Raw genomic sequence first — 24,901 nt, 5'->3', positions numbered from 1 at the left:
CTTCCGTTGAAGCGGAAGGGCTCTTGCTTCCAAGTTTAAAGTTTTTGCGTGTTTCCGGACGGAAAACCGGTTCCCACTTTTGCTGTCAACACTTTATTGCGGCAGCTTGTCGTCTACGCCCTGGACGTAGAAGTTCATGCCGAGCAAGGTGCCGTCATCGGCCTTTTCGCCAGCCTTCAGCCACGGCGTGCCGTCCTGCTTGTTGATCGGGCCGGTGAAGGGATGCAGTTCGCCGGACTTGATCTTGGCTTCGGTTTCCTCAGCCAGCTTCTTCACGTCATCCGGCATGTTGGTGTAGGGGGCCATCTTGAGGATGCCGTCCTTCAGGCCATCCCAGCTCTGCTCGGACTTCCAGGTTCCATCCAGCAGCGCCTGGGTGCGCTTGATGTAATAGGTGCCCCAGGTGTCAACGATGGCCGTCAACTGCGCCTTCGGACCGGCAGCGATCATGTCGGAAGCCTGACCGAAGGACTTCACGCCACGCTCCTCGGCAACCTGCATCGGCGCGGTGGAGTCGGTGTGCTGCGTCAGGATATCGACGCCCTGGTCGAGCAGTGCCTTGGCGGCATCGGCTTCCTTGCCTGCGTCGAACCAGCTATTGACCCAGACCACCTTCATCTTGAAATCCGGATTGACGGACTTTGCGCCAAGCTCGAAGGCGTTGATGCCCATCACCACTTCCGGGATCGGGAAAGAGGCAATATAGCCGGCCTCACCCTTCTTCGACATCTTACCGGCGATGACGCCAGCGATGTAGCGGCCTTCATAGAAGCGGGAATTGTAGGTTGCGAGGTTTTCAGCCGACTTGAAGCCCGTGGCGTGCTCGAACTTCACCTTCGGGAACTTCTTGGCCACCTTCACGGTCGCATCCATGAATCCGAAGGAGGTGGAGAAGATCAGCTTGCAGTTGTCACGAGCCAGGCGCTCGATAGCGCGCTCGGCATCCGGACCTTCCGGCACGTTTTCGAGAAATGCGGTTTCGATCTTGTCGCCGAAATGCTTCTGCAATTCCTGGCGGCCGAGATCATGGGCCTGAGAATAGCCGCCGTCCGTCTTGCTGCCGACATAGACGAAGCAGACCTTGGTCTTGTCTGCGGCGCTGGCCGCACCGGCGAAAGACATCACGGAAGCAACGGTGGCTGCCAGGGCGATGGAGAGTTTTTTCATGAGTTCCCCTAGTGGTTCAGGTTGAATGAGGGTCAGCGATCCGGCACGAAAGGCTTGCCGAGCGAAGCAGGTGTATTGATCAGCGTCGTGCGCCGATTATGCGAAATGACGATCAAAACGACAATGGTGGCCGCATAGGGCAGTGCCGAAAGAAATTGCGAGGGAATGGCGATGCCGAGCGTCTGCGCCAGCACCTGCGCATGCAATTGCCCGACTGTGACCGCGCCGAACAGATAGCCACCCGCCAGCACCCGCCAGGGACGCCATGAGGCAAACACCACCAGCGCCAGCGCAATCCAGCCGCGCCCGGCAGACATGTTCTCCACCCACTGCGGCGTGTAGACCAGCGAAAGCTGGGCTCCGGCCAGCCCGGCGCATGCGCCCCCGAACATCACCGCCAGATAGCGCGCCCGGATGACCTTGATGCCGAGCGCATGGGCAGAGGCGTGGTTATCGCCAATGGCGCGTAGCATAAGCCCCTTGCGGCTCTTGAACAGAAACCAGTTCACGCCGATGACCAGCGCAATCGACAGGTAGAAGATCAGATCCTGACGGAACAGCAGCGGCCCGATAACGGGAATGTCGGACAGAAGGGGAATATCGATGGGTTGCAGCTTGGTGCCCGGCTGGCCTGCAAAGGGCTCGCCCAACTGCCCGGAAAGGCCGAGCCCGAGAATGGTCAACGCAAGACCCGTTGCCACCTGATTGGTGACAAGCGTCAGCGTCAGAAAGCCGAAGAGCAGCGAGAAGGCGGCCCCTGCGGCGATACCGGCCACAATGCCTGCCAAAGGCGTGCCGGTCAGTTGGGCGGCAGCAAAGGCGGCCACCGCGCCCATGATCATCATGCCCTCGACACCGAGATTGAGCACACCGGCACGCTCCGTCACCAGTTCGCCCATGGCGGCGATGACCAGCGGCGTGGATGCGGTGATGATCGTCAGCAGAATCGCTTCGAAAATCATGACCGGCCTCCGCCAAGCGACGTCCGCGCCTTGGAGAAGACAATCCGGATCTTGTAATAGATCAGCGTATCGCAGGAGAGCACGAAGAACAGGATAAGCCCCTGAAACACCCGGGTGATCTTGTCGGAGACACCAATGGAAAGCTGCGCTCCCTCACCGCCGAGATAGGTCAGCGCCAGCACCAGCCCGGAGGCGATGATGCCCAGCGGATTGAGGCGGCCCAGAAAGGCGACGATGATGGCGCTGAAGCCATAGCCTGGCGAAATAGACGGCTGGAGATGGCCGATGGAACCGGACACTTCCGAAATCCCCGCAAGCCCGGCCAGAGCACCGGAAAACAGCATGCAAAACCACACCATTCCGCGCGAGGAAAAGCCCGCAAACCGCCCTGCCCGCTCCGACTGGCCCAGCACGACGATCTCGAAGCCCTTCATCGTGTAGCGCATGATGAACCAGACCAGCAGAGCCGCAACAATGGCAAAGACGAAGCCCCAATGGGCGCGGCCGGAGTCGGCGAAAATGGCAGGCAGCACGGCGCTGTCGGTAAAATCCCGCGTCTGCGGAAAGTTGAAGCCCTGCGGATTGCGCCAGGGGCCGCGCACCAGATAATCGAGAATGAACTGGGCGATATAGACCAGCATCAGGCTGGTGAGGATTTCATTGGTGTTGAAGCGCGTTTTCAACAGCGCCGGAATGGCAGCGTAGAGCGCACCGCCGATCATGCCCATGATCATCATCAGCGGCAGGAGCAGCGGCGATTCCCACTCATAGAAAATCACCGGCAGGAAGGAGCCAAACAGCGCCCCCATGGTGAATTGCCCTTCCGCGCCGATATTCCAGTTGTTGGAGCGGTAGCAGACCGAAAGACCGACGCCGATAAGAATAAGCGGCGCCGCCTTGACCGCCAATTCATGCAGCGACCAGATTTCCGTCAGCGGCTCGATGAAGAAGCTGTAGAGCGCCGAGCCCGGATCCTTGCCCAGCGCGGCAAACAGAATGGCGCCCGAGACCAGCGTCAGCGCCAGCGCCAGCAGCGGCGAAACCAGCGTGAACAGGCCGGATGCCCGGGCGCGCTTTTCCAGTTCAATGCGCATGGGCGCCCTCCATGCCGTGCAAGCCGCCCATCAGCAGGCCGATCTTCTCGCGGGTCATGCCCTCCGCCGGAAAGCTGGCAGACAGACGGCCATCGGAAATCCCGGCAATCGAGGTGGAGACTTCGAAGATTTCATCCAGATCCTGGCTGATCACCACCACGGCAGAGCCCTGCCGCGCCAGATCCACCAGCGCCTGGCGAATGCGGCTTGCCGCACCGGCATCCACGCCCCAGGTGGGCTGGTTGACCACCAGCACCTGCGGCCTGCGCTCCAGTTCACGGCCAATGATGAATTTTTGCAGATTGCCGCCGGAAAGCGAGGCGGCGGTCGGGTCTTCACCGCTCTTGCGCACGTCCATATCCCGGCAAATTCCGGCAGCGGCAGCCTTGACCGCGCCGTGGCGGATAAGACGCAGCGCGCCGCCGCTCAAAAAGCGCGCCGCATCCGAACGATGACGCGCCAGGAGGAGGTTGTCGGACAAGGCCATGGCAGAGACGGCGGCATGGCCATGACGCTCTTCCGGCACAAAGCCTGCCCCCACCAGCCTGCGGCGATTGATGCCAAGCCGCCCGACCGGGCGGCCACACAGGTGAATGGCATCCTGATCCTGCACCGGGTATTCGCCGGAGAGGACATCGAAAAGCTCGCTCTGGCCATTGCCCGCCACACCGGCAATGCCCAGCACCTCGCCAGCGCGCACGGTGAGCGAAATATCTTTCAGCGTCATGGCAAAAGGCGTGCGCGCGGCGGCGGAGAGGTTTTTCACCTCGATCAGCTTTTGCCCGAAGGCCTGGCCGTGATTGCTGGTGACGCTCGCCACTTCGCTGCCCACCATCATCCGCGCCAGCGAGCCCGGCGTTTCCAGGCGGGGGTCGCAGGCGCCCGTCACCTTGCCGTGGCGCAGCACGGTGGCGCGGTCGCAGATGCGCTGCACCTCTTCCAGCCGGTGGCTGATATAGAGAACCGAGCGGTCCTCCGCCTTCAGCTTTTCCAGCGTTTCGAACAGCTTGTCCGCCTCCTGCGGTGTCAGCACCGAGGTGGGCTCATCGAGAATGATCAGCCGGGGATTTTGCAACAGCGCCCGCACGATTTCGATGCGCTGGCGCTCGCCGACGGAAAGATCGGCCACATGGGCATGGGGGTCCAGCGGCAGGCCATAGGCGGCGGAAAGGTCGCGCGCCTTTTCGGCGATGGCCGAGATCGAGCTTCCATCGGCCATGGAAAGCGCGATGTTTTCGGCAACAGTCAGCGCCTCGAACAGCGAAAAATGCTGGAAAACCATGCCGATGCCGAGTTGGCGTGCCTTGGCGGGGGAGGAAATATCCACCATCTCCCCCTGCCAGGTGATGGCGCCATAGGTGGGCGCCAGCACACCGAACAGCATCTTCACCAGCGTGGATTTGCCCGCGCCATTCTCTCCCAGCAGGGCATGGATTTCGCCGGGGCGAATATCCAGATCGATGCCGTCGCAAGCGGTAAAATCGCCGAACCGCTTGGTCAAACCCCGGACCGAAAGCAGCGAGGCTTGCGCTACTTCTTGGCTATGCGGCACTCTGCCCCCTTGGTCTCAAGCCCTTGGCGGGGCGAACGACACGAATTCCCGTTATTCTTCATGGCGAAGGCCACGCGCGAAAGCCGCGCAAACCGTGCCAAGTCCCTGTATTGATAACGAGTTTAAGCGCCTGCACAACTAGCGCCAAGATTATTTTTTGGAGCATGCCCCTTTTTAAGGCAGGGGCTTTTGGCAATCAGCGGCCAAGCTTCGGAAAGAATTGCAGGATTCCGCCGATCACGTACAGGTAGATCCCAGAAATGATGAAGGGGATGACGATAAAGCCGGGTGTGGAAAAGTGCATGAGCAGCGCCGCGCCACCCAGCGCGCACCAGACAAGAAAAATGCCGAGATTGAGCGGACGCAACCGCTTGACCCGCACCGGATGCAGGAAATGGATGGGCAGGAAGGTCAGCACCACGGAAAGGGTCACGACGATCATCGCCGTCAGCGCCGAGGCATGCATGACGAAGAGCGTAAACACCACCATGTTCCAAACCACGGGAAAGCCGGAGAAGAAATATTCATCCGTCTTCATACCCATATCGGCATAGTAAATGGCGCTGGAGACGACGATCATCCCCGCCGCGATGAAGGACCAGGGCTGGCCGATCATGCCGCTCTGGTAAAGGGCAAAGGCCGGCAGCAGCACATAGGTCACATAATCGATGATATTGTCCAGCGTATCGCCGGACCAATTGGGCAGCACTTCCTTCACCCGCACCTTGCGGGCAATCGGGCCATCGATGCCATCCACCAGCAGCGCCAGCCCCAGCCACCAGAACATATCCACAAATCGATGCTCGGCTGCGGCCACCACGCCGAGAAAAGCGAGGAAGGATCCCGATGCGGTGAGGATATGCACGGAAAAAGCGCGCATTTCCGCATAGGGTACTCGCTTATAGTTGAATATTTTCATGATATGCTGGTCTTTGCCCCGTGTTCACGTGTCGCGGATATTCGCTGAATCGTCGCGGATTGCAACCTTTGAACACCAATTGTACCAAGGCTCGAAGATGCTAACGCATCCTCGCCTTGAAAGAATTTCGAATATCTCAAATGCATCAATGGCTTGAGATATTCGAAAGAGGAATACGAAGAGTCATTTTCAATGAATCTTCGTATTCCTTTCTGCCAGGACGAGGTGCTGCGCCATTTCGGCCCATGGATTCCCGGTTCCAACCGCACTAGATAAACCGTAAGGATCAGGGAGTCTTGTCATGGAAAAAGTCGAGATCGCGGTTATCGGAGCAGGTCTTGCAGGCGGCATTGCCGCTCTTGCACTGGCGCGGCGCGGCCGCAAGGTGGCGCTGGTGGCGGGTGAACGCGGCACGGATGACAAGCGCACCACCGCCCTGATGGATCAGTCCATCCGCTATCTCGACCGGCTTGGACTCTGGCAGGATTTGCAGCCGAAGACCGAGGCGCTTTCCACCATGCAGATCATCGACGGCACGAAGCGGCTGCTTCGTGCGCCGCCGGTTGCCTTCCGCAGCTCGGAAATCGGCCTTCCGGCTTTCGGCTATAATTTCGCAAACAGCGCCCTCATTGCCCTGCTGGATGAGGCTTTTGAAAAAGAGCCCAATCTCACCATCCACCGAGCGCAGGCGCAATCCATCACCATCACGGACGAGCGCGTCACCATCACGCTTGCCGACGGCGCGGAGATCGACGCGGCGCTGGTGGTGGGCGCGGATGGCCGCCGCTCGATGACGCGCGAGGCGGCGGGCGTTTCCACACGGCAATGGTCCTATCCTCAGACGGCCGTGGTGCTGAATTTCCGCCACAGCCTGCCGCACAACAATTGCTCCACCGAGTTTCACCGGGAAACCGGCCCTTTCACCCAGGTGCCGCTCAGTCGCAATCGCTCCAGCCTTGTCTGGGTGGTGGAACCGGCGGAAGCCGACCGGCTGATCGCCCTGCCGCTCGATCTTCTGAGCCAGGAAGTCGAAAGCCTGATGGGGTCGCTGCTGGGCAAGGTGGAGGTCGAGGCCACGCCGCAGGCCTGGCCGCTTTCCGGCATGAGCGCTACGCGCTATGGCCGGGGCCGTGCCGTCTTCATCGGCGAAGCGGCCCATGCCTTTCCGCCGATCGGCGCACAGGGGCTCAATCTCAGCCTGCGCGATATCATGGCGCTGGACGATCTGGCGGGCGAGGATTTGCGCGAACCGCTGCCGAAGGATTTCGGCGCCCGCTTCGACCGCCGCCGCCGCCTGGATGTCTGGACCCGCACGGCCAGCGTCGATCTCCTGAACCGCTCGCTGCTATCTTCCTTCCTGCCAGTACAAATGCTGCGCGCCACCGGCCTGCATCTCCTCTCCACCCTCTCCCCGCTTCGCCACCTCGTGATGCGCGAAGGCGTAGAACCGGGCCGCGGCTTCCGCGCCTTCCCGGACATGATCCGGGACCGGATCAGGATGCGGCTGTGAGGGGCGCTTCAACGCATTCCTGACCGGCATCGCGGATTTGCAAAATCCATGTGCGCTGATGCAACGCGGGCAGAGACCCTGCTCTGGCAGATGCTTTTCGAGTCTCTTTATCCAGCGTGGGCTTCGGCCTATTCGCGGTACGAAAAGCCGGACCGAAAGGTCCGGCTTTTTGTTTTCAAATCAATTTACTGATTCTCACTTTGTTCCGTTTTAAAATCCAGCCCGAAGAAAACTTCGGGCTGGCAATGTATATTTTATACACAGCTAAATCAGCTGCACCCGCTCGTCGCGCCACATGTGTCGCACTTCTCACACGTACCATTGCGCACCATCGTAAAGTTCTGGCACTCGGAGCACATGTTGCCGGTATAGCCCTGGGCGATGGAGCGCATGCGGCGCTGGTTTTCCATCTTTTTGGCTTCTGCCTTGGCGGCTTCGGCGGCGTCGGCGGCCTCGTCGGTGAAAAGGCCTTCTTCCGCGACCTCTTCGGCCAGTTCCGCGGCGCGTTCCTCATAGTCGCGCTTGAAGGAGACGACTTCCGAGGTTGCGATGGCGGTGGTCACTTCCAGTTTGCGGGCGGTGTTGCCGGCAAAAGCGGTGACGCTGGCGCCGTTGGCGGCTTTGGCGGGCGTGGCGCTAGCCGCACCGCGCGGCTCTGCTGTGCCAGCGGCAGCGGAAGAGACCAGCGTCGGCTTATAGCCACGGGTCAGGCCCTTGGAAACGACATCGGCCTTGCCTTCCTTCATGCCACGGCCAAGGGCCGTGTTTGAGAAGTCGGACGTATCCACATGCGCCAGATCGTGACGGCCGAGATAGGAGATGGCCAGTTCGCGGAACACGTAGTCGAGGATCGACGTGGCGTTCTTGATGGCGTCGTTGCCGGTCACCATGCCTGCCGGTTCGAACTTGGTGAAGGTGAAGGCATCGACATATTCTTCCAGCGGCACGCCATATTGCAGGCCGAGCGACACCGAGATGGCAAAGTTGTTGATGAAGGCGCGCAGCGCCGAACCTTCCTTGTTCATATCCAGGAAGATTTCGCCAAGGCGGCCATCATCATATTCGCCGGTACGCAGGAAGATGGTGTGACCACCGATCTTGGCCTTCTGGGTGTAGCCCTTGCGGCGATGCGGCAGCTTTTCCTGGCTGCGGACAACGCGCTCGACCACACGCTCGATGATCTTTTCGGTCACCGTCACGGCCTGGGCGGCTGCGGGCTGGGCCAGCAGTTCCTCGACCATGTCTTCCTCATCCTCATCTTCGATGAGCGAGGCATTGAGCGGCTGGCTGAGCTTGGAGCCATCGCGGTAAAGGGCATTGGCCTTCAGCGCCAGCTTCCAGGACAGCATGTAGGCTGCGCCGCAATCCTCGACGGTCGCCTCGTTCGGCATGTTGATCGTCTTGGAAATCGCACCCGAGATGAAGGGCTGGGCAGCCGCCATCATGCGGATATGGCTTTCCACCGAGAGATAACGCTTGCCGATCTTGCCGCAGGGATTGGCGCAATCGAAGACGGGCAGATGCTCCTTCTTGAGGAAAGGCGCGCCTTCCAGCGTCATCGCACCGCAGACATGGATATTGGCGGCTTCGATGTCCTTCTTGGCAAAGCCCATGTGCTCCAGCAGATTGAAGCTCATGTCCGAGAGCTGCTCGTCGGACACGCCCAGCTTTTCCTTCAGGAAATCAGCGCCCAGCGTCCACTGGTTAAAGACGAACTTGATGTCGAAGGCGCTCTTCAGCGCGCCATTGACGGCCTCGATCTTCTCATCGGTAAAGCCCTTGGCCTTCAGCGTGGACGGGTTGACGCCCGGCGCCTGGTTGAGATTGCCATGGCCAACGGCATAGGCCTCGATCTCGGCAATCTGGCTTTCGGTATAGCCCAGAGTGCGCAGGGCTTCCGGCACGGCGCCGTTGATGATCTTGAAGTAACCGCCACCGGCCAGCTTCTTGAACTTCACCAGCGCGAAATCCGGCTCGATGCCCGTGGTGTCGCAATCCATGACGAGGCCGATCGTGCCGGTCGGCGCGATTACGGAAACCTGCGCATTGCGGTAGCCGTGCTTTTCGCCAAGTTCCAGGGCGCGATCCCAGGCAGCCTTGGCATGGGCAATCAGCGCCGGATCGGTGCAATCGCCGTGTACCAGCGGAACCGGATCGACAGACAGGCCCTCATAGCCCTTGGCTTCGCCATGGGCGGCGCGGCGATGGTTGCGGATGACGCGCAGCATGTTGTCGCGGTTCGGCGCATAGCCCGGGAACGGACCAAGTTCGGAGGCGATTTCCGCGGAGGTTGCGTAGGAAACGCCGGTCATGATGGCGGTGAGCGCACCGCAGATGGCACGGCCTTCCGCCGAGTCATAAGGAATGCCGGAAGACATCAGCAAGCCGCCGATATTGGCGTAGCCGAGGCCCAGCGTGCGGTATTCGTAGGAGAGTTCGGCAATCTGACGCGAAGGGAACTGCGCCATCATCACCGAGATTTCCAGCACCACCGTCCACAGGCGAACGGCGTGTTCGTAATCGGCAATGTTGATCTTCTTGGTGTCGGCATCCTTGAACTGCAACAGGTTCAAAGACGCCAGATTGCAGGCCGTGTCGTCCAGGAACATGTATTCCGAGCACGGGTTGGAGGCGCGGATCGGGCCTGCCGCCGGGCAGGTGTGCCAATCATTCATGGTGGTGTTGAAATGCAGGCCCGGATCAGCGGAAGCCCAGGCGGCGTAGGAAATCTTTTCCCACAGCTCGCGTGCCTTCAGCGTCTTCATCACCTTGCCGTCGCGCCGCGCCGTCAGGTTCCAGTCGCCGTCATTTTCAACTGCGCGCAGGAAGTCGTCCTTCAGCGAAACGGAGTTGTTGGAGTTCTGGCCGGAAACGGTCAGATAGGCTTCCGAATCCCAGTCGGTGTCGTAGGTCTTGAACTCGAGGTCCTTGTAACCCTGCTTGGCGAACTGAATGACGCGCTTGATGTAGTTTTCCGGAACCTGATCCTTCTTGGCGGCGCGGATTTCGCGCTTCAGCGCCGGGTTCTGGGTCGGGTCGAAGCAGGCATCATTGTCAGCCGAGCAATTGACACAGGCCTTCATGATCGCCTTCAGATGCTTGGCGACGATCTTGGAACCGGTGACGAGGGCAGCAACCTTCTGCTCTTCCTTCACCTTCCAGTCGATATAGGCTTCGATATCCGGGTGATCGATGTCGACCACCACCATCTTGGCGGCGCGGCGGGTGGTGCCGCCGGACTTGATGGCGCCAGCGGCCCGGTCGCCGATTTTCAGAAAGCTCATCAGGCCGGAGGAACGGCCGCCGCCGGAGAGCTTTTCGCCCTCGCCGCGCAGATGAGAGAAGTTGGAGCCCGTGCCGGAGCCATATTTGAACAGACGCGCCTCACGCACCCAAAGGTCCATGATGCCGCCTTCGTTCACCAGATCGTCCTCGACGGACTGGATGAAGCAGGCATGCGGCTGCGGATGTTCGTAAGCGGACTTCGACTTCACCAGCTTGCCGGTGAAGGGGTCGATGTAGAAATGCCCCTGCCCCGGACCGTCAATACCATAGGCCCAGTGCAGGCCGGTGTTGAACCATTGCGGGGAATTGGGCGCAACGCGCTGGGTGGCGAGCATGTAGGCAAGCTCGTCCCGGAAGGCGAGCGCATCGTCTTCCGAGGTGAAGTACTTGCCCTTCCAGCCCCAATAGGCCCAGGTGCCGGCCAGACGGTCGAAAACCTGACGCGCATCGGTTTCCGAGCCATAGCGCTCGTCCTCGGGCAGATCCTTCATGGCCTTTTCATCGGCGACCGAGCGCCACAGGAAGGAGGGAACGTCGTTTTCCTCAACCTTCTTCAGGATTTTCGGCACGCCCGCCTTGCGGAAATATTTCTGCGCCAGAACGTCGGTTGCCACCTGGCTGAACTGGGCCGGAACATCAATATCGGCCAGCCGGAAGACAATCGAACCATCCGGGTTCTTGATTTCGCTCACCGCCTTGCGGAACTCGATCTCCGCATAGGCGGACTGTCCCGGCTTGGTAAAACGACGTTCGATGCGCATCTCAAATGTCCCTCGTGTTCAGCGCCTGAAAAAGGCGCAAGGATAATGGTTCGGCCACTCCCGTCAGGTGACGCAGCCGTTGCTTCGCTCTCTTGGAGCGAGGCCGATCATCATGATGGTCCGCTCTATATCTTGTGCGATACTGAACTGCGAGCCCCTATATGTGGTTCCAATATAGTTTCCACAGCTGCATTTTGCCAGTCTTCAACGTTGACGGAAGGGCAGAAAAAAGCGCAAAAATTCCCTGCCGGACCTGAGCCCTTCGGCCCGCCCGGTTCGCCTGGAAAAGCGCTTGTTTCAGATGTGGAACCGACCTCGTGTTTATCGGTCCAGTCGCCGCCGCAACATGGAATTCATTAACCGTCTAAGCCCCCTCTCCGTCAAGAGGTGGTTTGTGACCAAATTATTAACCCAATATCTTGTGGTTGGCTTCTGTGGAAAACGGGGAAAGAGGCTTGGCGTGAAAATTCATGCACTTGGAGAAAAAGCTTGATGGTTAACGCTCGGTGAAGGCGTTTTTGTCCACTGTTGTGTGTGAGCAGGCGAATTTGCCGAACAGCGCTACCCCAACGCCTCTTTCCCCAGATTTTTCCAGCCGCAGCGTGCCGAATCAGGACTTGCTTACGGAATGGTTGCAGCCGCAACAAAGCCTCCCACAACCCTTCATTGAAAGCCCTCGATAGTGACATAGGGGCTTATTAATGTTTTGCCTGTAAATCCTCGAATATCTGGGGGCTTGGAATGAACTCCTTGCCGGCAGGAAAGACCGTTCGCCAGGAGGGCGCGCGCTTTCCATGAGGGTTCAACATGAACAATCTATCCATCTTGAAAAAGATCAGCCTTCTGGTCGTTCTCATGGGCGTTGCCGCCGCAGCCATTGCCGCCACGGGGGCCTGGGGGCTGTCGTCGCTGGGCGCATCGCTGAAAAACACCGGCGCCCGCGAAGAAGTGGCCCGCGAGGCCATGGACCTGCGCGTCGACATCATCGCCATCAGCCGCATGACCTATCAGTTGGCCATGGCTCCGGAGAAATCTGCGGATTTTGCTGCCGAGACGGAAAAGCGCGCCAAGGAAATGCTGGAGCGCCTGCCGAAAATCGCCTCTACCGCCGATGCCAACGAGCAGAAGCAACTGGCCGATATCCGCACCACGCTGAACGCCTATTTCGAGCAGATCCGCCAGATGGTGAAAGTTGCCGGAACCGAGGCCGGACGCAACCCCGCCGCCATGAAGGCTGAACTGGACAAGGCACTGGACGGGCAGAAAACCGTCACCGCCGCCGTCAAGGTCTACAGCACCTATTCCGCCAATACGCTGGCCGGTGCGCGCGCCGATGCGCTTTCCCAGTCCAGCTTGACGATGATTGCGCTCATCATTACCGCCGCCGTCTGCATCGTGCTGGGCGTGGTCGTCAGCGTCATCATTGCGCGTCGCGGCATTATCAACCCGATCCGCATCCTCACTGAAAACATGACCGCCATTGCCAAGGGCGTGCTGAACAAGACCATTCCGGGAACCGACCGCAAGGACGAAATCGGCGAGATGGCGCGGGCGCTGGAAGTCTTCCGCGCCAACCGGCAGCAGATGCAGGAAATGGAAGCGCAGGAAGCCGCCCTCAATCACCAGAGCAAGGATCTGCAATCCAGCATCAGCGGCATTGTTGCCGCCGCCGCCGCAGGCGATTTCTCCCGCCGCATTACCCGCACCTACGAGGATGCGGATTTGCAGCGCTTCGCCAGCAGCGTCAACGAACTGGTGGAAAGCGTCGATCACGGCATTACCGAAGTGCGCCGCGTCATCGCCGCCCTTTCCGAAGCGGATCTGTCGCATGACATGCGCGGCAATTTCCAGGGCGCCTTTGCCGAGCTTCAGGCCAATGTGAACCAGACCATGGCAACGCTGCGGACGACCATGCAGAGCATTCGCCATGCGTCGAGCACGATCACCGACAATTCGGGAGAACTCAGCTCCGCTGCCAACCAGCTGGCGCGACGCACCGAGCAGCAGGCTGCGGCACTGGAAGAAACTGCCGCCGCCCTTGAGGAAATCACCACCACGGTGCGCACCTCCACCGAACGCGCCCATGAAGCAAACCGCATGGTGGAAGAAACCCGCCAAAGCGCTGGCCGCTCCGGCAATATCGTCCGCAGCGCCATCGATGCCATGGGCCGGATCGAGCAGTCTTCGCAGAAGATCAGCCAGATCATCTCCGTCATCGACGAAATCGCCTTCCAGACCAACCTTCTCGCCCTGAATGCGGGCGTGGAAGCGGCCCGTGCCGGTGAGGCAGGGCGCGGCTTTGCCGTCGTGGCGCAGGAAGTGCGCGAACTGGCGCAGCGGTCCGCCAATGCCGCCAAGGAGATCAAATCGCTGATCAACACCTCTGCCGATGAAGTGAAGGGCGGCGTATCGCTGGTGCTTTCCACCGGCGAGGCGCTGACGGAGATCGAAGACCTTGTGAACCGCGTCAACAGCCATGTCAGCACCATTGCCCGCGCGGCGCAGGAGCAATCGGCAGCGCTCGGAGAGATCAACACCTCCGTCAACCACATGGACCAGATGACCCAGCAGAACGCCGCCATGGTGGAAGAAACCACCGCCTCCAGCCAGGTTCTGGCCAACGAGGCGCGGCAATTGCAGATCCAGCTCGATCGCTTCAAGCTGGATAGCAACGGTCAGCGGCAAAGAGCGGCCTGATACCCGCTATCGGCCATCACAGATATCAAACGCGCATCCGGTGAAACAACGTCATCGGATGCGCTTTAGAATTTTACGTATTCCCGGGGGAAAACCGGATTCCACTTTTCCTGCAAATGCTTTAGCCAAGACGGCCTGTTGACGGCGCGGCGGTGCTCTCCCGCAGGCGCAAGCTGACATCCACCTGCCGTGACTGCGGTTTCTCGATCCTGCCGGTCAGGCAATGCACCAGTTGTTCGGCGGCAAGCCTGCCGATGTCCTTGTTATCCACGAACATGGTGGTAAGGGCTGGTGTCACGCGGGAGGAAAGCTCGAGATCATCAAAGCCCGTCACGGAAAAGTCGCCGGGTACGCAAAAACCGGCCCGCGTCAGCCCCATCTGCACCCCGAGCGCCAGAGTATCATTGCCGCAAATGATCGCGGTTGGACGACAGTCGGCAGGCAATGCTGCAAGCTTCGCGGCACAGGCAATCCCGAAATCCAGGCTGGCCTTGCCGATTATCAAGGCATCGGGCGCCAGCGAAAGCCCGGCTTCACCGAGCGTTTGCTCGATACCGCGCAAACGGGCCTGCACACGATCATTATTCACGTTCGGCTGCATCACGACCGCGAAACGGCGGTGACCGAGATCGATCAGATACCGTGTCATCCGGGAAAAGGCGGCTTCGTTATCGAAACCCACCATAGCATAAGGCGCACCGGGGCGGTAAGCATAGGTCAGCACATAGGGCAAGGCGAGGCGGTCGAGATCGTCGAAGAGCGCTGCCGGATGGGTTTCCCCGGCCATGGCCAAGGCTTCGACACCGCGCTCGATCATCGCCCTCGCCTGCTGCAATCCCAGTTCAGGATCATAGTTGGAACAGGCAATCAGCAGGTTCAGGCCATGCTCGGCAAAAACGCTTTGCATCGCGCCCACCTGATGGGAAAATATCTCGTTATCCAGCGTCGGGATGATCACCCCGGCGATATGGGTGCGGTTGGACGCCAGCGCCCTGCCCGCCGCATTCGGCACCCAGCCCAGTGCCCTTGCCGTGGCGAAGATCCGCTCACGCGTTTCCGGTGACACCTTTTCCGGCGTGTTGAAAGCGCGGGAGACCGTGGCTGTGGAAACGCCGGAGCGTTGGGCCACCTCTTCCAATTTCGCCCGGCCGCTGCCCTCCCGGGCACGTTTTACGGATGAATCGGACTGTTCCGTCATGGCCTCTCTCATTCTGGCAACGCCGGGGACACACCACCGCTTCCGCCCACATATTCCGGCCATCTGGTAGCGCGAAAACGCTGTAAGTGGAATGGTTGATACCCCTTTCCAGATCCATGGCAGTTGACAGCTTCGAAAAACAGGATCATGTAAGCGCTTACATTGGAGGGCCGCAAGGAGGAATGCGAAAGCTCGCCGAGGGAGAGACGCTTTACCGGCAACACCCCGACGGCGTGAACACGGATTCACGGGCGGAACCTCGTTATCGAAGAGGATGTGCAGGAGGAGGGATTTCATGAGTATAATCGTTGAGCAGAAGGGGTCTGCCTTGCCGGAGGCCGCTGAAACCAAGGCGCCGCCGCGTGTCCGGCGCATGCAGATCACATCCCTGTGCCTGCTCATGGTGGCAGGCGTTATCAACTACATGGATCGCGGCACGCTGGCGGTGGCCAATCACCGCATTGCCGAAGACATGTCGCTTAGTCTTGGGGAAATGGGTCTGCTGCTCTCGGCTTTTTCCTGGAGCTATGCGCTGGCGCAATTGCCGGTCGGCGCGATGGTGGATCGGCTCGGTCCGCGCCGCCTGCTGGGTCTTGGCCTGGTCTTCTGGTCTCTGGCCCAGGCAGCCGGTGGGCTCGTGACCTCCTTCACCCAGTTCATTCTCACCCGCATCGGGCTTGGTATCGGCGAAGCGCCGCAATTTCCGTCGGCGGCGCGGGTGGTCAGCAACTGGTTCCCGGTCAGCAAGCGCGGCCTTCCCACAGGAATTTTCAATTCGGCCTCGCCGCTTGGCACTGCCATTGCACCGCTGCTGCTAACCCAATTGCTGATCGCGCTCGACTGGCGATGGGTGTTTCTGATCACCGGCGCTGCCGGCCTGATCATGGCCGTGCTTTGGTTCGCCCTTTATCGCGATCCGAAAACAATGAACCTTTCTGCGGCAGAGCGCAGCTATCTCTCCTCCGAAGCGGAGGAAAAACAGGAAAAGGTAACGCTCGGCGATTGGGCGGCGCTGTTTTCCTATCGCGCCACCTGGGGAATGATCATCGGCTATTTCGGCAATGTTTACCTGAACTGGGTCTATCTCAGCTGGCTGCCGTCCTATCTGGTCAATGAGCGGCACATGAGCCTGGCCCGCAGCGGCTTCATGGCTTCGGTGCCCTTCTTCTGCGGCTTTATCGGCTGCCTGCTGGCCGGCTGGCTGTCGGACAAGATCATCAAGAAGACGGAAGGCTCACCCGTACTTGGACGCCGCATTCCGGTGGTCATCGCCATGCTCGGCATGGCAGCCTTCACCGTGCCCGCAGCCCTTGTGCAGGATAATAACATCGCGGTCTTCTGCATCTCGGTGGTGATTTTTCTCACCAATGCCGCATCGGCCTGCTCCTGGGCGCTGGTCACGGCGGTTGCGCCGAAAAACCGCGTCGCATCGCTGGGGTCTCTCCAGAATTTCGGCGGTTTTCTGGGAGGCTCGCTTGCCCCGATCCTCACTGGCTTTATCGCCCAGTACTCGTCCTTCGTGCCTGCTCTGCTCACCGGCGCTGCCATCGCCTTCATTGGCGCTGCAAGCTATTTCCTGCTGGTGCGCGAGCCGATGGGTGAGAAATAACCTCCCTAAAGAGGGATTTTCCGGACCAAAGCCGGAAAATCCATATCTGCCTTCAAAATGGAAGTTACCTATGACAAGCCAAGCCATCCAAGGTGTCATTCCCGTCATGCTCACGCCGTTCCACGACAATGGCGAGATCGATTATCCCGGCCTGGAGCGGTTGATCGAATGGTATATCGCCCATGGATCAGGCGCTCTGTTTGCCGTCTGCCAGTCCAGCGAAATGATGTTCCTGTCCCTGGAAGAGCGCGTGGCACTGGGCCGTTTCGTGGTAGAGAAGGCGGCGGGCCGCCTTCCCGTCGTGGTATCCGGCCATATCAGCGATGATCTTGCCCTGCAGATCGAGGAATTGCAGGCGATGAGCAAGGTGGGCGCAGACGGCCTGATCCTGGTGACCAACCATCTCGACCCCCGCAAGGAAGGAACTTCGGCTTTCAAGGCGACGCTCGACACATTGCTGTCCGCCCTGCCGGACGATCTGCCGCTGGGGCTTTACGAATGCCCTGCCCCTTATCGCCGCCTGTTGACAGATGAGGAACTGCGCTATTGCGCCGACAGCGGCCGGTTCATCATGCTCAAGGACGTGAGTTGCGATCTGGAAACCGTCAAGCGCAGGCTTGAGATTACCCAAGGCACGCCGCTGAAGATCCTGAACGCCAATGCCGCCATCGCCTTTGACGCCATGAAGGCCGGTGTGCCTGGCTTCAATGGCGTTTTCACCAATTTCCACCCTGATCTCTATAACTGGCTGTGGCAGCACAGCGAAAAACATCCGGAACTGGCCTCAGAACTGGCGACCTTCCTCGTTCTGTCGGCGGTTTCGGAAGCCCTCGGCTACCCTGCCCTTGCGAAGCTCTATCACCAGCGCATCGGCACGTTCGAAAGCATGCGCTGCCGCGTGATCGATTATGATATTCGCGAGAAATTCTGGGCGCTGGATGCCGTGCTGGACAAGATCGTCGAGGGTACGGAGCATTTCCGCAAACGCATCGCGGCACTCTGATGATGGCACAGGAAAACCAATGATTACCGGCAATCTCGATCAATGGCAGGTCTATCGAAAGACCTTGCCCGACTGTCTTGTGCAGGCCATCGAAGCCGTCATGGCGCTTGACCTGCAAACCCTGCCGCCTGGCCGGCATGAACTGGCAGGCGATGACAGCTTCCTGCTGATCCAATCCATGGACACAAAGCCCGCCGCTGAACTGCGCCCGGAAGCCCATCGCCGCTATATCGATGTGCAAATCCTGCTGACAGGCCGGGAGGCTTTTGGCGTTGCCTTTCCGGATCCGGACCTTGCACCGCTCGATGACCGGCTGGAGAGCCACGACATCGCCTTTTATCCCGGCCCTAAGAGTGAATACATGGTCACGCTTCGCCCGCGTGACTTCATTATTTTCTTTCCGGGAGAATTTCACCGCCCCTGCTGCGAAGCGGGCGGCGTCGAGACCATTCGCAAGGCCGTGATCAAAGTCGATTCCAGACTGCTGACAGCCTGACATTGCCAAGGGCATTTAAAAAAGGCGCTTTACGGAAGACTTAATACCAAGGCTCGAAGATGCTAACGCCTCCTCGCCTTGAAAGAATTTCGAATATCTCAAATGCGTCAAGGGCTTGAGATATTCGAAAGAGGAATACGAAGAGTCATTTTCAATGACTCTTCGTATAAAGCGCCTTTTTTCTATTGGAGTTCAGCCTTTGTGGCCCTTGGCGATGGGCTCCTGATAGGTAAAGCCCATGTCCCAGGGGAAATAGATCCAAGTGTCCTGGCTGACTTCGGTCACGAAGGTATCGACCGTCGGCACGCCCTTGGGCTTGGCATAGACGCAGGCGAAATGGGCTTTCGGCAACATTTCCCGCACTTCCGAAGCCGTCTTGCCGGTGTCGGTCAGATCGTCGACCACCAGCACGCCCGCGCCTCCATCCGTCGTCAGATCGGCTGCAATGCCCTTCAACAGGTTCATTTCGCCCTGATTGACGTAGTCATGATAGGAGGCGATGCAGACCGTTTCGATCAGGCGGATGTTGAGTTCGCGCGAGATGATCGCAGCCGGCACCAGACCGCCGCGGGTGATGCAGACAATGGCGCGGAACTCCTGCTCCAGGCCAGCCAGTCGCCAGGCCAGCGCCCGGGCATCGCGGTGAAACTGATCCCAGGACACGGGAAAGGCTTTATCGGGAAGGGACATGAAAAGGCTCCGCCAACACATGCGCCAGCCGGCAGCGTGGCGCACCGGCTGGCTTTGAAACATATCGGGATGCTCTAACGGCAAAGCCCCCAAAAAGGCAAGAGGCAGTAGAAAGCTGCTACCGCGACAGCAGGGTCAGCGCGGTCATGCTGTCCAGCACGGTACGGGTAACACCGCCAAACAGCACCTCCCACCAGCGCTTGTGCGAATAGGCGCCCATGACGAGAAGATCGATGCTTTCATCCGAAAGCCGGTTTTCGATATGGGCGGATGCGCGCAGTTCCGCCAGTTCCTTGGTGACGACGGTGACATTGACGCCGTGGCGGGCAAGCGCTGCGGCGATTTCACCGCCCGGCAGCGCCTTGGATGCATCGGCAGCTTCGCTATCGACCACGGAGAAGATTTCCACCGACGTCGCCTGCTTCAGGAAGGGCAGCGCATCGAAGGTGGCGCGCGCGGCCTCACGCGACCCGTTCCAGGCAATCAGCACCCGCTTGATCGGCTTCGGCTCCTTGAAGATATACGGCACCAGCAGCACAGGGCGGCCGCTTTCATAGAGCACGGTTTCCAGCTCGCTGCGGTTTTCGGAGGCAGCGCCCTGCTCGCCCTGGGCCGCCACGATCAGGTCCACGGAGCGGGTGCTGTCGGTAAAGGCCTGGCCATAACCGGAGGAAGAGAGAAAACTGCGCCATTCTGTCGAAACACCCTCACGGCGGCCCGCCTCTTCAAAGACCTGACCGATCGTGCGAGTTTCCTCGTGCGCCATATCCTGCATGGCCTGAACGGCCACCGGATCCGGGATTTCCATGGGGGCGATCAGCGGCATGGCGGCCACGGCCTCGGAATGCAAACCAATCACGTGGGAGCCAAACTGCTCCGCCAGCGCAATGGAAAAATCCGAAATCTGCCTTGCGCTCTTCGTGCTGTCCAGCACGGCCAGAATTGTCTTGTAACCCATCGTCGTCTCCCAAAACGGTTTCCGCAAAGCCGGAGCGGTTTGTCAAAGGAAACCGTGGCTGAAAACAACAACCTCCGGCCCGTAACAGGACCGGACAGTCGCCGGTGGATTTTGTTCCACCGGCAAGAGTAATGCGCTAAACGACGGGCAGTTCCTTGACTTCGGTCAAAGAGAAGACATTCAAGCCTCCAGTACCGGACGGCTTGCTTTCAGCGTGGCGATCATCGCCTCGACATCGGCGGCAGCGGCGTTCAGCACAGCCTCATCACGGGCGCGCACCACAAGCTCGACATGGAAGCCCTTCATCTCGTCATAGCGCGGATAGGAGCCAATGCTGGTTTCTGGGTGGGCCTTCTGCACCTCGCCCAGCGGCGTACCGATGTCACCCTCGCCAAAGGGGCAGGAAATGGCGCGCGAGAGGATGCGCTTGCCGGCGGGAAGCGTCTTGATTACCACTTCCAGCATGGCCTGGAACACCTGCGGCACGCCCGCCATGACATAGACATTCTCGACCTGGAAACCCGGCGCGGTAGACACGGCGTTTGGAATATGCGCAGCCCCCTTGGGCATGCGGGCCATGCGCTGGCGGGCCTCGGAGAATTCCATGTTGCGGCGGGCATACATTTCGCCCAGCAATTCCATGGCCTTTTCATCATGCACGCAAGGCAGGCCAAAGGCCTTGGAGATGGCATCTGCCGTGATGTCGTCATGGGTCGGGCCGATGCCGCCCGAGGTGAAGACGTAATGATAGCGGCTGCGCAGGGCGTTCAGCGCTTCGACAATCGCCTCCTCATCATCGGCAACGATACGCACCTCCTTGAGGTCAATGCCCGCCAGCGTCAGCACTTCGGCCAGATGGCCGACATTCTTGTCCTTGGTGCGGCCGGAAAGAAGTTCATCGCCAATGGCAAGCATGGCGGCAGTCACGATTTCAGAATGCGACATGAGACAGGTCCTGAGGGGAATGGGAAAGGCCGAACGGGCCGTTCAAAGAAGGTGACGGAGAAGTTCAAACAGGGTGACAAGCACAGTGCCGCCACCGATCGGTGCAAGAAACAGCAACAGCATATTCAGGCAGAGCAACCAGATCACGATCTTCTCGCCTTGCGGCGAAATGCGCCGTGGCGGCGGGGCCGATTCCTCAGGCCCGCGCCCGTATCCCTGCAAATCCAGAAACATCGCGATCTCCTCGCTTCTGCGCCGCTGTCTTCTTATACCAAGGCTCGAAGATGCTAACGCATCCTCGCCTTGAAAGAATTTCGAATATCTCAAATGCATCAAGCGCTTGAGATATTCGAAAGGGGAAATACGAAGAGTCATTTTCAATGACTCTTCGTATTAAACATGTACGACAACGACGCCGTTGCGGATCATTCCGCCCGCACCGAGGTGATCGTGTCGTGGATCAATTTCAGCACGCCCTCGGCATCGATATCTACGCAAGCCCTCTGGCTGGGCAGATTGTCCCAATCGCTCGGGCCGAAACCCATGTCATCCGGCTTCTGGATGGTCTGGCCATCGGCAAGCCCGCCACAGACCACCCGCATGGATCCCGTGCGTGTCCTGAACAGATCCGGCCGGACCACATAGGCGCAGGCGCAGCTGTCATGCACCACCATGCCATCCGGCACGCGTGTTTCGTAGAACTTGATGTAGAATTGCGACAAATCGAAGAGCAGTTCGGCGCGCTTGCCACCGGCATCGCGAATCTCGGCGAGCTGGCTGCGGGTCATCACGGTTTTCGTCGTCACGTCGAGGCCGACGACTACCACCGGCCAACTCGCCGTGAAGACCACATCGGCGGCCTCCGGATCGCCATGGATATTGGCTTCCGCCGCAGGCGTGACATTGCCGTTCACGTCGAAGGCGCCGCCCATGATCACCACCTGCCTGACCAGAGAAACGATCTCAGGATCTTCCTTCAAGGCATTGGCCAGGTTGGTCATTCTGCCAACCGCTACCAAGGTGACCTCACCGGGATTGGCCCGCACCGTTTCAACGATGAAGTGATGGGCAGGACGCGGATCGACCGGCAGATCGATCACATCCGGCACGCCGATATTGCCGAGCCCGTCATCGCCATGAATGAATTTCGGCGGCTCATGCGTAATGCGGTGCGGAATGAAGGTTTCACCGGCCCCTTGCGCCACCGGCGCATCGATCTTCCATTCCCGCTTCAGGAAAAGCGCGTTGCGGGTGGTGGTTTCGATGGTGGCATTGCCGAACACGGTGGTGATGCCCAGCAGATCGATCTCCGCATGGTGGTGCAGAAACAGCAACGCCATCGCATCGTCCACACCGGGATCCGTATCGAAAATCACCTTATGCATGTCTTTTCCCTTCATCTTTCAATCCAGCATAGCCCGCCTGCGCGGGCGGGCAATCAGCCCCCGGCGGCTTTCACCTTGTTTTTCTTGCCCGCATTGCGCAGCACGTGGGAAAACTCAGGACTGTAAAGATCGCTATCGCGGAACTCGGCATGGCCGAACACCTTGCCCACCAGAATCAGCGCCGTGCGGGTAACCTTGGCCTTGCGCACCTCTTCCGCCATGTCCTTCAGCGTGGTGCGAATGAAAAGCTCATCCGGCCAGGTGGCGCGATAGGCGATCACCACCGGGCAATCCTCGCCGTAATAGGGTGTCAGCACCTCGCGGATATGGGTGAGGTTGCGGATGGAGAGATGGATGGCGAGCGTCGCGCGGGATTTGCCGAGGATCTCCAGCGTCTCGAATTCCGGCATCGAAGACGCCTTCATTTCCGTGCGGGTGACGATCACCGTCTGGGCGATTTCCGGTAGCGTCAGTTCGCTTTTCAGCCGTGCGGCGGCGGCGGCAAAGGCGGGCACGCCCGGCACCACCTCATAGGGAATATCAAGCGCATCCAGGCGGCGCATCTGTTCGGCAATTGCGCCGTAAATCGAAGGATCGCCGGAATGGACACGCGCCACATCCTTGCCCTCACCATGGGCCTTTTCAATCTCGGCGATGATGTCATCGAGATGCATGGGGGCCGTGTCGCGCACCCGAGCATCTTCCGGCGCCGCCTTGACGATTTCTTCCGGCACCAGCGACCCGGCATAGAGGCAGACCGGGCAGCGCTCGATCAGCCGCAGGCCGCGCACGGTAATGAGATCGGGCGCGCCGGGACCGGCGCCAATGAAATAAACCGTCATGCCACATCTTCCTTCTTCATGCCCGTCCCTGCCTTGCCGGAATAGCCGCGCGGCGTATAGACCCATTCCCGCCCGTCGCCCGTCTTCACCACCCGGCTTTCCGAAGAGCCGACGATCACGACGGTCAGCATATCCACATCATCCACATTGAGGCCGCCGAGCGGCACCACGCGCACCTTCTCGCCCTCGCGCCCGAGATTGGTGGCGAGGATGACGGGCGTATCGGCGGGCCGGTAAGTCAGCAACTCATCGCGCGCATAGGCCAGTTGCGTGCGGCGTTTCAGCGAGACGGGATTGTAGAAGGCAATGATGAAATCGCCCTCGCCCGCCGCCTTCACCCTGCGCTTTATATGCTCCCAGGGCGTCAAAAGATCGGAAAGCGAAATGGTGCAGAAATCATGCCCAAGCGGCGCACCGGCACGCGCCGCAGCCGCCTGAAGGGCGGAAATACCCGGCGAAACCGCAATCTCGATCCGGCTTGCGGCATCGGAAATTCCACCCTTGTCCAGCAGTTCGAACACCAGCGTCGCCATGGCATAGATACCGGCATCGCCGGAGCAGACCAGCGCCACGGACCGCCCCTCGCCTGCCAGTTCCATGGCGTGAACGACGCGGGCCTCCTCCTTGCCGAGATCGAAATCATGGCGCCTCTTGCCCTCGGCAAGCCCTTCCAGCAAATCGAGATAGAGCGAATAGCCGACGAGATCGGTGGAAGCCTCGACCATGCGCGAGACCTCCGGCGAGCGCCAGCCCTCGGCGCCGGGGCCGATACCGACCACGAACAGCCTGCCACGGGCGCGGCCAAAGCTTTGCGCCGGGAGCACCTGCCGGGCGCGGGCAATGGCGGCGGTCACGCCACGGGATTTGATCTTCGGCAGGACAAGTTCGCCTTCGGCACCGGTTGCGGCCAGCGCCGCACCTTCGGCAACGCCGTGGCAGCCGACTTCGGCGAAAACCACGTCGGATGGATTTTCAAGGCGTGGCGTCTCATCCTCCAGCCGGTCAGCAGAGAAAAAGCGGGCGGGAACGCCGAAATGCGCCGCAACGGCATGAATGGCCTTTTCATCGGCCTTCACATCAATGGAAGCGATGGCCGCAAGGCTCTGGCACGCAAGACCGGCCTTGGCAAGCGCTTCTTCGGCCAGAGCAATCGCTTCTTCCACAGGCGCATGGCGTTCACAGCCCATGCCAAGCACGAGGGTTTTCGGGTGGTAGACGAGTTCGAGCGGGTCTGATGCCTTTACGGCATCCGTCACTGTCAGCGTCACCTTGCCATGATCGGCAAAGGGCAGGCGCGAGGTTTCTAACCACTCAGCCCTGCCGTTCAGCCGTGCGGCTTCACCGGCCACCAGTTCCGCCATCACGGCTTTGGCAGCTTCCGGATTGGCAAGCGTGTAGCCTTCCGGCGGCTGGTCCAGCGCCACACCGAAACTTAAGTCCCCCGCCGTGGTGATGGCGGCCGCAATGCCGAGTTCCACGGCGATCTGCCGGGCCAGATCGTTGGCGCCGTGATGGCCGCCCAGCAGCGGTATGACGGCGCTGCCATCCTCCGCCACGGCCAGCACCGGAGGCTCTACGTGCTTATCGCCCAAAAGCGGCGCGAGAAGACGAATGATCGCACCGCTCGCCATCAAGGCAATGATCGGGCGGCCTTGCCGGAACAGGTCCTGCACATGCGGCTTTACCTCTGCAAAGCTCACTTGAGCACCGGTGACCCGGCCCGCCGCGCCATGCACTTCGCCCCCCACGCAGGCGGCAAGACGTTCCGCCAGATTAAGCGCCCCCGGCATAAGGGTCAGGATGGCGGGCTTCTTCATGTCAGGCATGG

Annotated in this window: 19 protein-coding genes; 5 read left to right on the top strand and 14 right to left on the bottom strand. The window is 60.1% G+C overall.

The genetic code is table 11. The features are described from left to right. Nucleotides 1-93: 93 nt before the first annotated feature. The 5 genes from QO005_RS11205 to pcsA form a co-directional block, all read right to left on the bottom strand. On the bottom strand, nucleotides 94-1,167 hold the full coding sequence (locus QO005_RS11205; protein WP_307158123.1) for a BMP family ABC transporter substrate-binding protein: 1,074 nt from the start codon (nucleotides 1,165-1,167) through the stop codon (nucleotides 94-96). Between the two features lie 32 nt (nucleotides 1,168-1,199). Next, nucleotides 1,200-2,129 carry an ABC transporter permease gene (locus tag QO005_RS11200; protein WP_307158122.1) on the bottom strand — a complete coding sequence of 310 codons (930 nt, stop codon included), beginning with the start codon at nucleotides 2,127-2,129 and terminating at the stop codon, nucleotides 1,200-1,202. Further along, nucleotides 2,126-3,223, bottom strand: a complete 1,098-nt coding sequence (locus QO005_RS11195) for an ABC transporter permease (protein WP_307158121.1) — start codon at nucleotides 3,221-3,223, stop codon at nucleotides 2,126-2,128. Before QO005_RS11195 ends, QO005_RS11200 begins: the two co-directional genes overlap by 4 nt. After that, nucleotides 3,213-4,775: an ABC transporter ATP-binding protein gene (locus QO005_RS11190; RefSeq protein WP_307158120.1), complete on the bottom strand. Its 1,563-nt coding sequence runs from the start codon at nucleotides 4,773-4,775 to the stop codon at nucleotides 3,213-3,215. The genes QO005_RS11195 and QO005_RS11190 overlap by 11 nt, the downstream gene beginning before the upstream one ends. Before the next feature lie 196 nt (nucleotides 4,776-4,971). Then, a complete protein-coding gene (pcsA, locus tag QO005_RS11185) occupies nucleotides 4,972-5,694 on the bottom strand; it encodes a phosphatidylcholine synthase (RefSeq protein ID WP_307158119.1) in 723 nt (240 codons plus the stop codon). Nucleotides 5,695-5,995: 301 nt separating this feature from the next. Between pcsA and QO005_RS11180 the strand changes: the two genes are divergently transcribed. Next, complete coding sequence (locus QO005_RS11180) at nucleotides 5,996-7,204, top strand: UbiH/UbiF family hydroxylase (RefSeq protein WP_307158118.1); 1,209 nt, start codon at nucleotides 5,996-5,998, stop codon at nucleotides 7,202-7,204. Between the two features lie 269 nt (nucleotides 7,205-7,473). Here the strand turns inward: QO005_RS11180 and QO005_RS11175 are convergent, their stop codons facing one another. Beyond that, complete coding sequence (locus QO005_RS11175; RefSeq protein ID WP_307158117.1) at nucleotides 7,474-11,250, bottom strand: vitamin B12-dependent ribonucleotide reductase; 3,777 nt, start codon at nucleotides 11,248-11,250, stop codon at nucleotides 7,474-7,476. Between the two features lie 807 nt (nucleotides 11,251-12,057). Between QO005_RS11175 and QO005_RS11170 the strand changes: the two genes are divergently transcribed. Next, nucleotides 12,058-13,947, top strand: coding sequence for a methyl-accepting chemotaxis protein (locus tag QO005_RS11170; protein WP_307158116.1), 1,890 nt, complete (start codon nucleotides 12,058-12,060; stop codon nucleotides 13,945-13,947). Between the two features lie 121 nt (nucleotides 13,948-14,068). On the opposite strand, the gene QO005_RS11165 is transcribed toward QO005_RS11170, so the two are convergent. After that, nucleotides 14,069-15,145 carry a LacI family DNA-binding transcriptional regulator gene (locus tag QO005_RS11165; protein WP_307158115.1) on the bottom strand — a complete coding sequence of 359 codons (1,077 nt, stop codon included), beginning with the start codon at nucleotides 15,143-15,145 and terminating at the stop codon, nucleotides 14,069-14,071. Nucleotides 15,146-15,440: 295 nt separating this feature from the next. Between QO005_RS11165 and QO005_RS11160 the strand changes: the two genes are divergently transcribed. The 3 genes from QO005_RS11160 to QO005_RS11150 all read left to right on the top strand — a co-directional run bounded on the left by QO005_RS11160 (nucleotide 15,441) and on the right by QO005_RS11150 (nucleotide 18,253). Further along, on the top strand, nucleotides 15,441-16,754 hold the full coding sequence (locus tag QO005_RS11160; protein ID WP_307158114.1) for an MFS transporter: 1,314 nt from the start codon (nucleotides 15,441-15,443) through the stop codon (nucleotides 16,752-16,754). A gap of 70 nt (nucleotides 16,755-16,824) precedes the next feature. Beyond that, nucleotides 16,825-17,757, top strand: a complete 933-nt coding sequence (locus tag QO005_RS11155; RefSeq protein WP_307158113.1) for a dihydrodipicolinate synthase family protein — start codon at nucleotides 16,825-16,827, stop codon at nucleotides 17,755-17,757. A gap of 19 nt (nucleotides 17,758-17,776) precedes the next feature. Then, on the top strand, nucleotides 17,777-18,253 hold the full coding sequence (locus QO005_RS11150; protein WP_307158112.1) for a NanQ anomerase/TabA/YiaL family protein: 477 nt from the start codon (nucleotides 17,777-17,779) through the stop codon (nucleotides 18,251-18,253). 192 nt (nucleotides 18,254-18,445) lie between these two features. On the opposite strand, the gene gpt is transcribed toward QO005_RS11150, so the two are convergent. The 7 genes from gpt to cobJ all read right to left on the bottom strand — a co-directional run bounded on the left by gpt (nucleotide 18,446) and on the right by cobJ (nucleotide 24,890). Continuing rightward, on the bottom strand, nucleotides 18,446-18,943 hold the full coding sequence (gene gpt, locus QO005_RS11145) for a xanthine phosphoribosyltransferase (protein WP_307158111.1): 498 nt from the start codon (nucleotides 18,941-18,943) through the stop codon (nucleotides 18,446-18,448). A gap of 118 nt (nucleotides 18,944-19,061) precedes the next feature. Further along, nucleotides 19,062-19,901 (bottom strand): putative universal stress family protein, encoded by an 840-nt coding sequence (locus QO005_RS11140; RefSeq protein WP_307158110.1) that lies wholly within the window; start codon nucleotides 19,899-19,901, stop codon nucleotides 19,062-19,064. 180 nt (nucleotides 19,902-20,081) lie between these two features. Beyond that, nucleotides 20,082-20,846, bottom strand: coding sequence for a competence/damage-inducible protein A (locus tag QO005_RS11135; RefSeq protein ID WP_307158109.1), 765 nt, complete (start codon nucleotides 20,844-20,846; stop codon nucleotides 20,082-20,084). Between the two features lie 42 nt (nucleotides 20,847-20,888). Next, nucleotides 20,889-21,221: a hypothetical protein gene (locus tag QO005_RS11130; protein ID WP_307158108.1), complete on the bottom strand. Its 333-nt coding sequence runs from the start codon at nucleotides 21,219-21,221 to the stop codon at nucleotides 20,889-20,891. A gap of 50 nt (nucleotides 21,222-21,271) precedes the next feature. Further along, nucleotides 21,272-22,231 carry a nucleoside hydrolase gene (locus QO005_RS11125; RefSeq protein ID WP_307158107.1) on the bottom strand — a complete coding sequence of 320 codons (960 nt, stop codon included), beginning with the start codon at nucleotides 22,229-22,231 and terminating at the stop codon, nucleotides 21,272-21,274. Between the two features lie 53 nt (nucleotides 22,232-22,284). Then, complete coding sequence (cobM, locus tag QO005_RS11120) at nucleotides 22,285-23,073, bottom strand: precorrin-4 C(11)-methyltransferase (RefSeq protein ID WP_307158106.1); 789 nt, start codon at nucleotides 23,071-23,073, stop codon at nucleotides 22,285-22,287. Beyond that, the gene (cobJ, locus tag QO005_RS11115; protein WP_307158301.1) at nucleotides 23,070-24,890 is read right to left on the bottom strand and encodes a precorrin-3B C(17)-methyltransferase; all 1,821 of its coding nucleotides are present in this window, start codon (nucleotides 24,888-24,890) and stop codon (nucleotides 23,070-23,072) included. Before cobJ ends, cobM begins: the two co-directional genes overlap by 4 nt. Nucleotides 24,891-24,901: the final 11 nt, after the last annotated feature.

Origin of the sequence: Allorhizobium paknamense, assembly GCF_030815125.1 — a bacterium.
Classification (GTDB): domain Bacteria; phylum Pseudomonadota; class Alphaproteobacteria; order Rhizobiales; family Rhizobiaceae; genus Allorhizobium; species Allorhizobium paknamense.
Note: the sequence above shows the minus strand (reverse complement) of the source record. Positions and strands in the feature narration are given on the sequence as shown.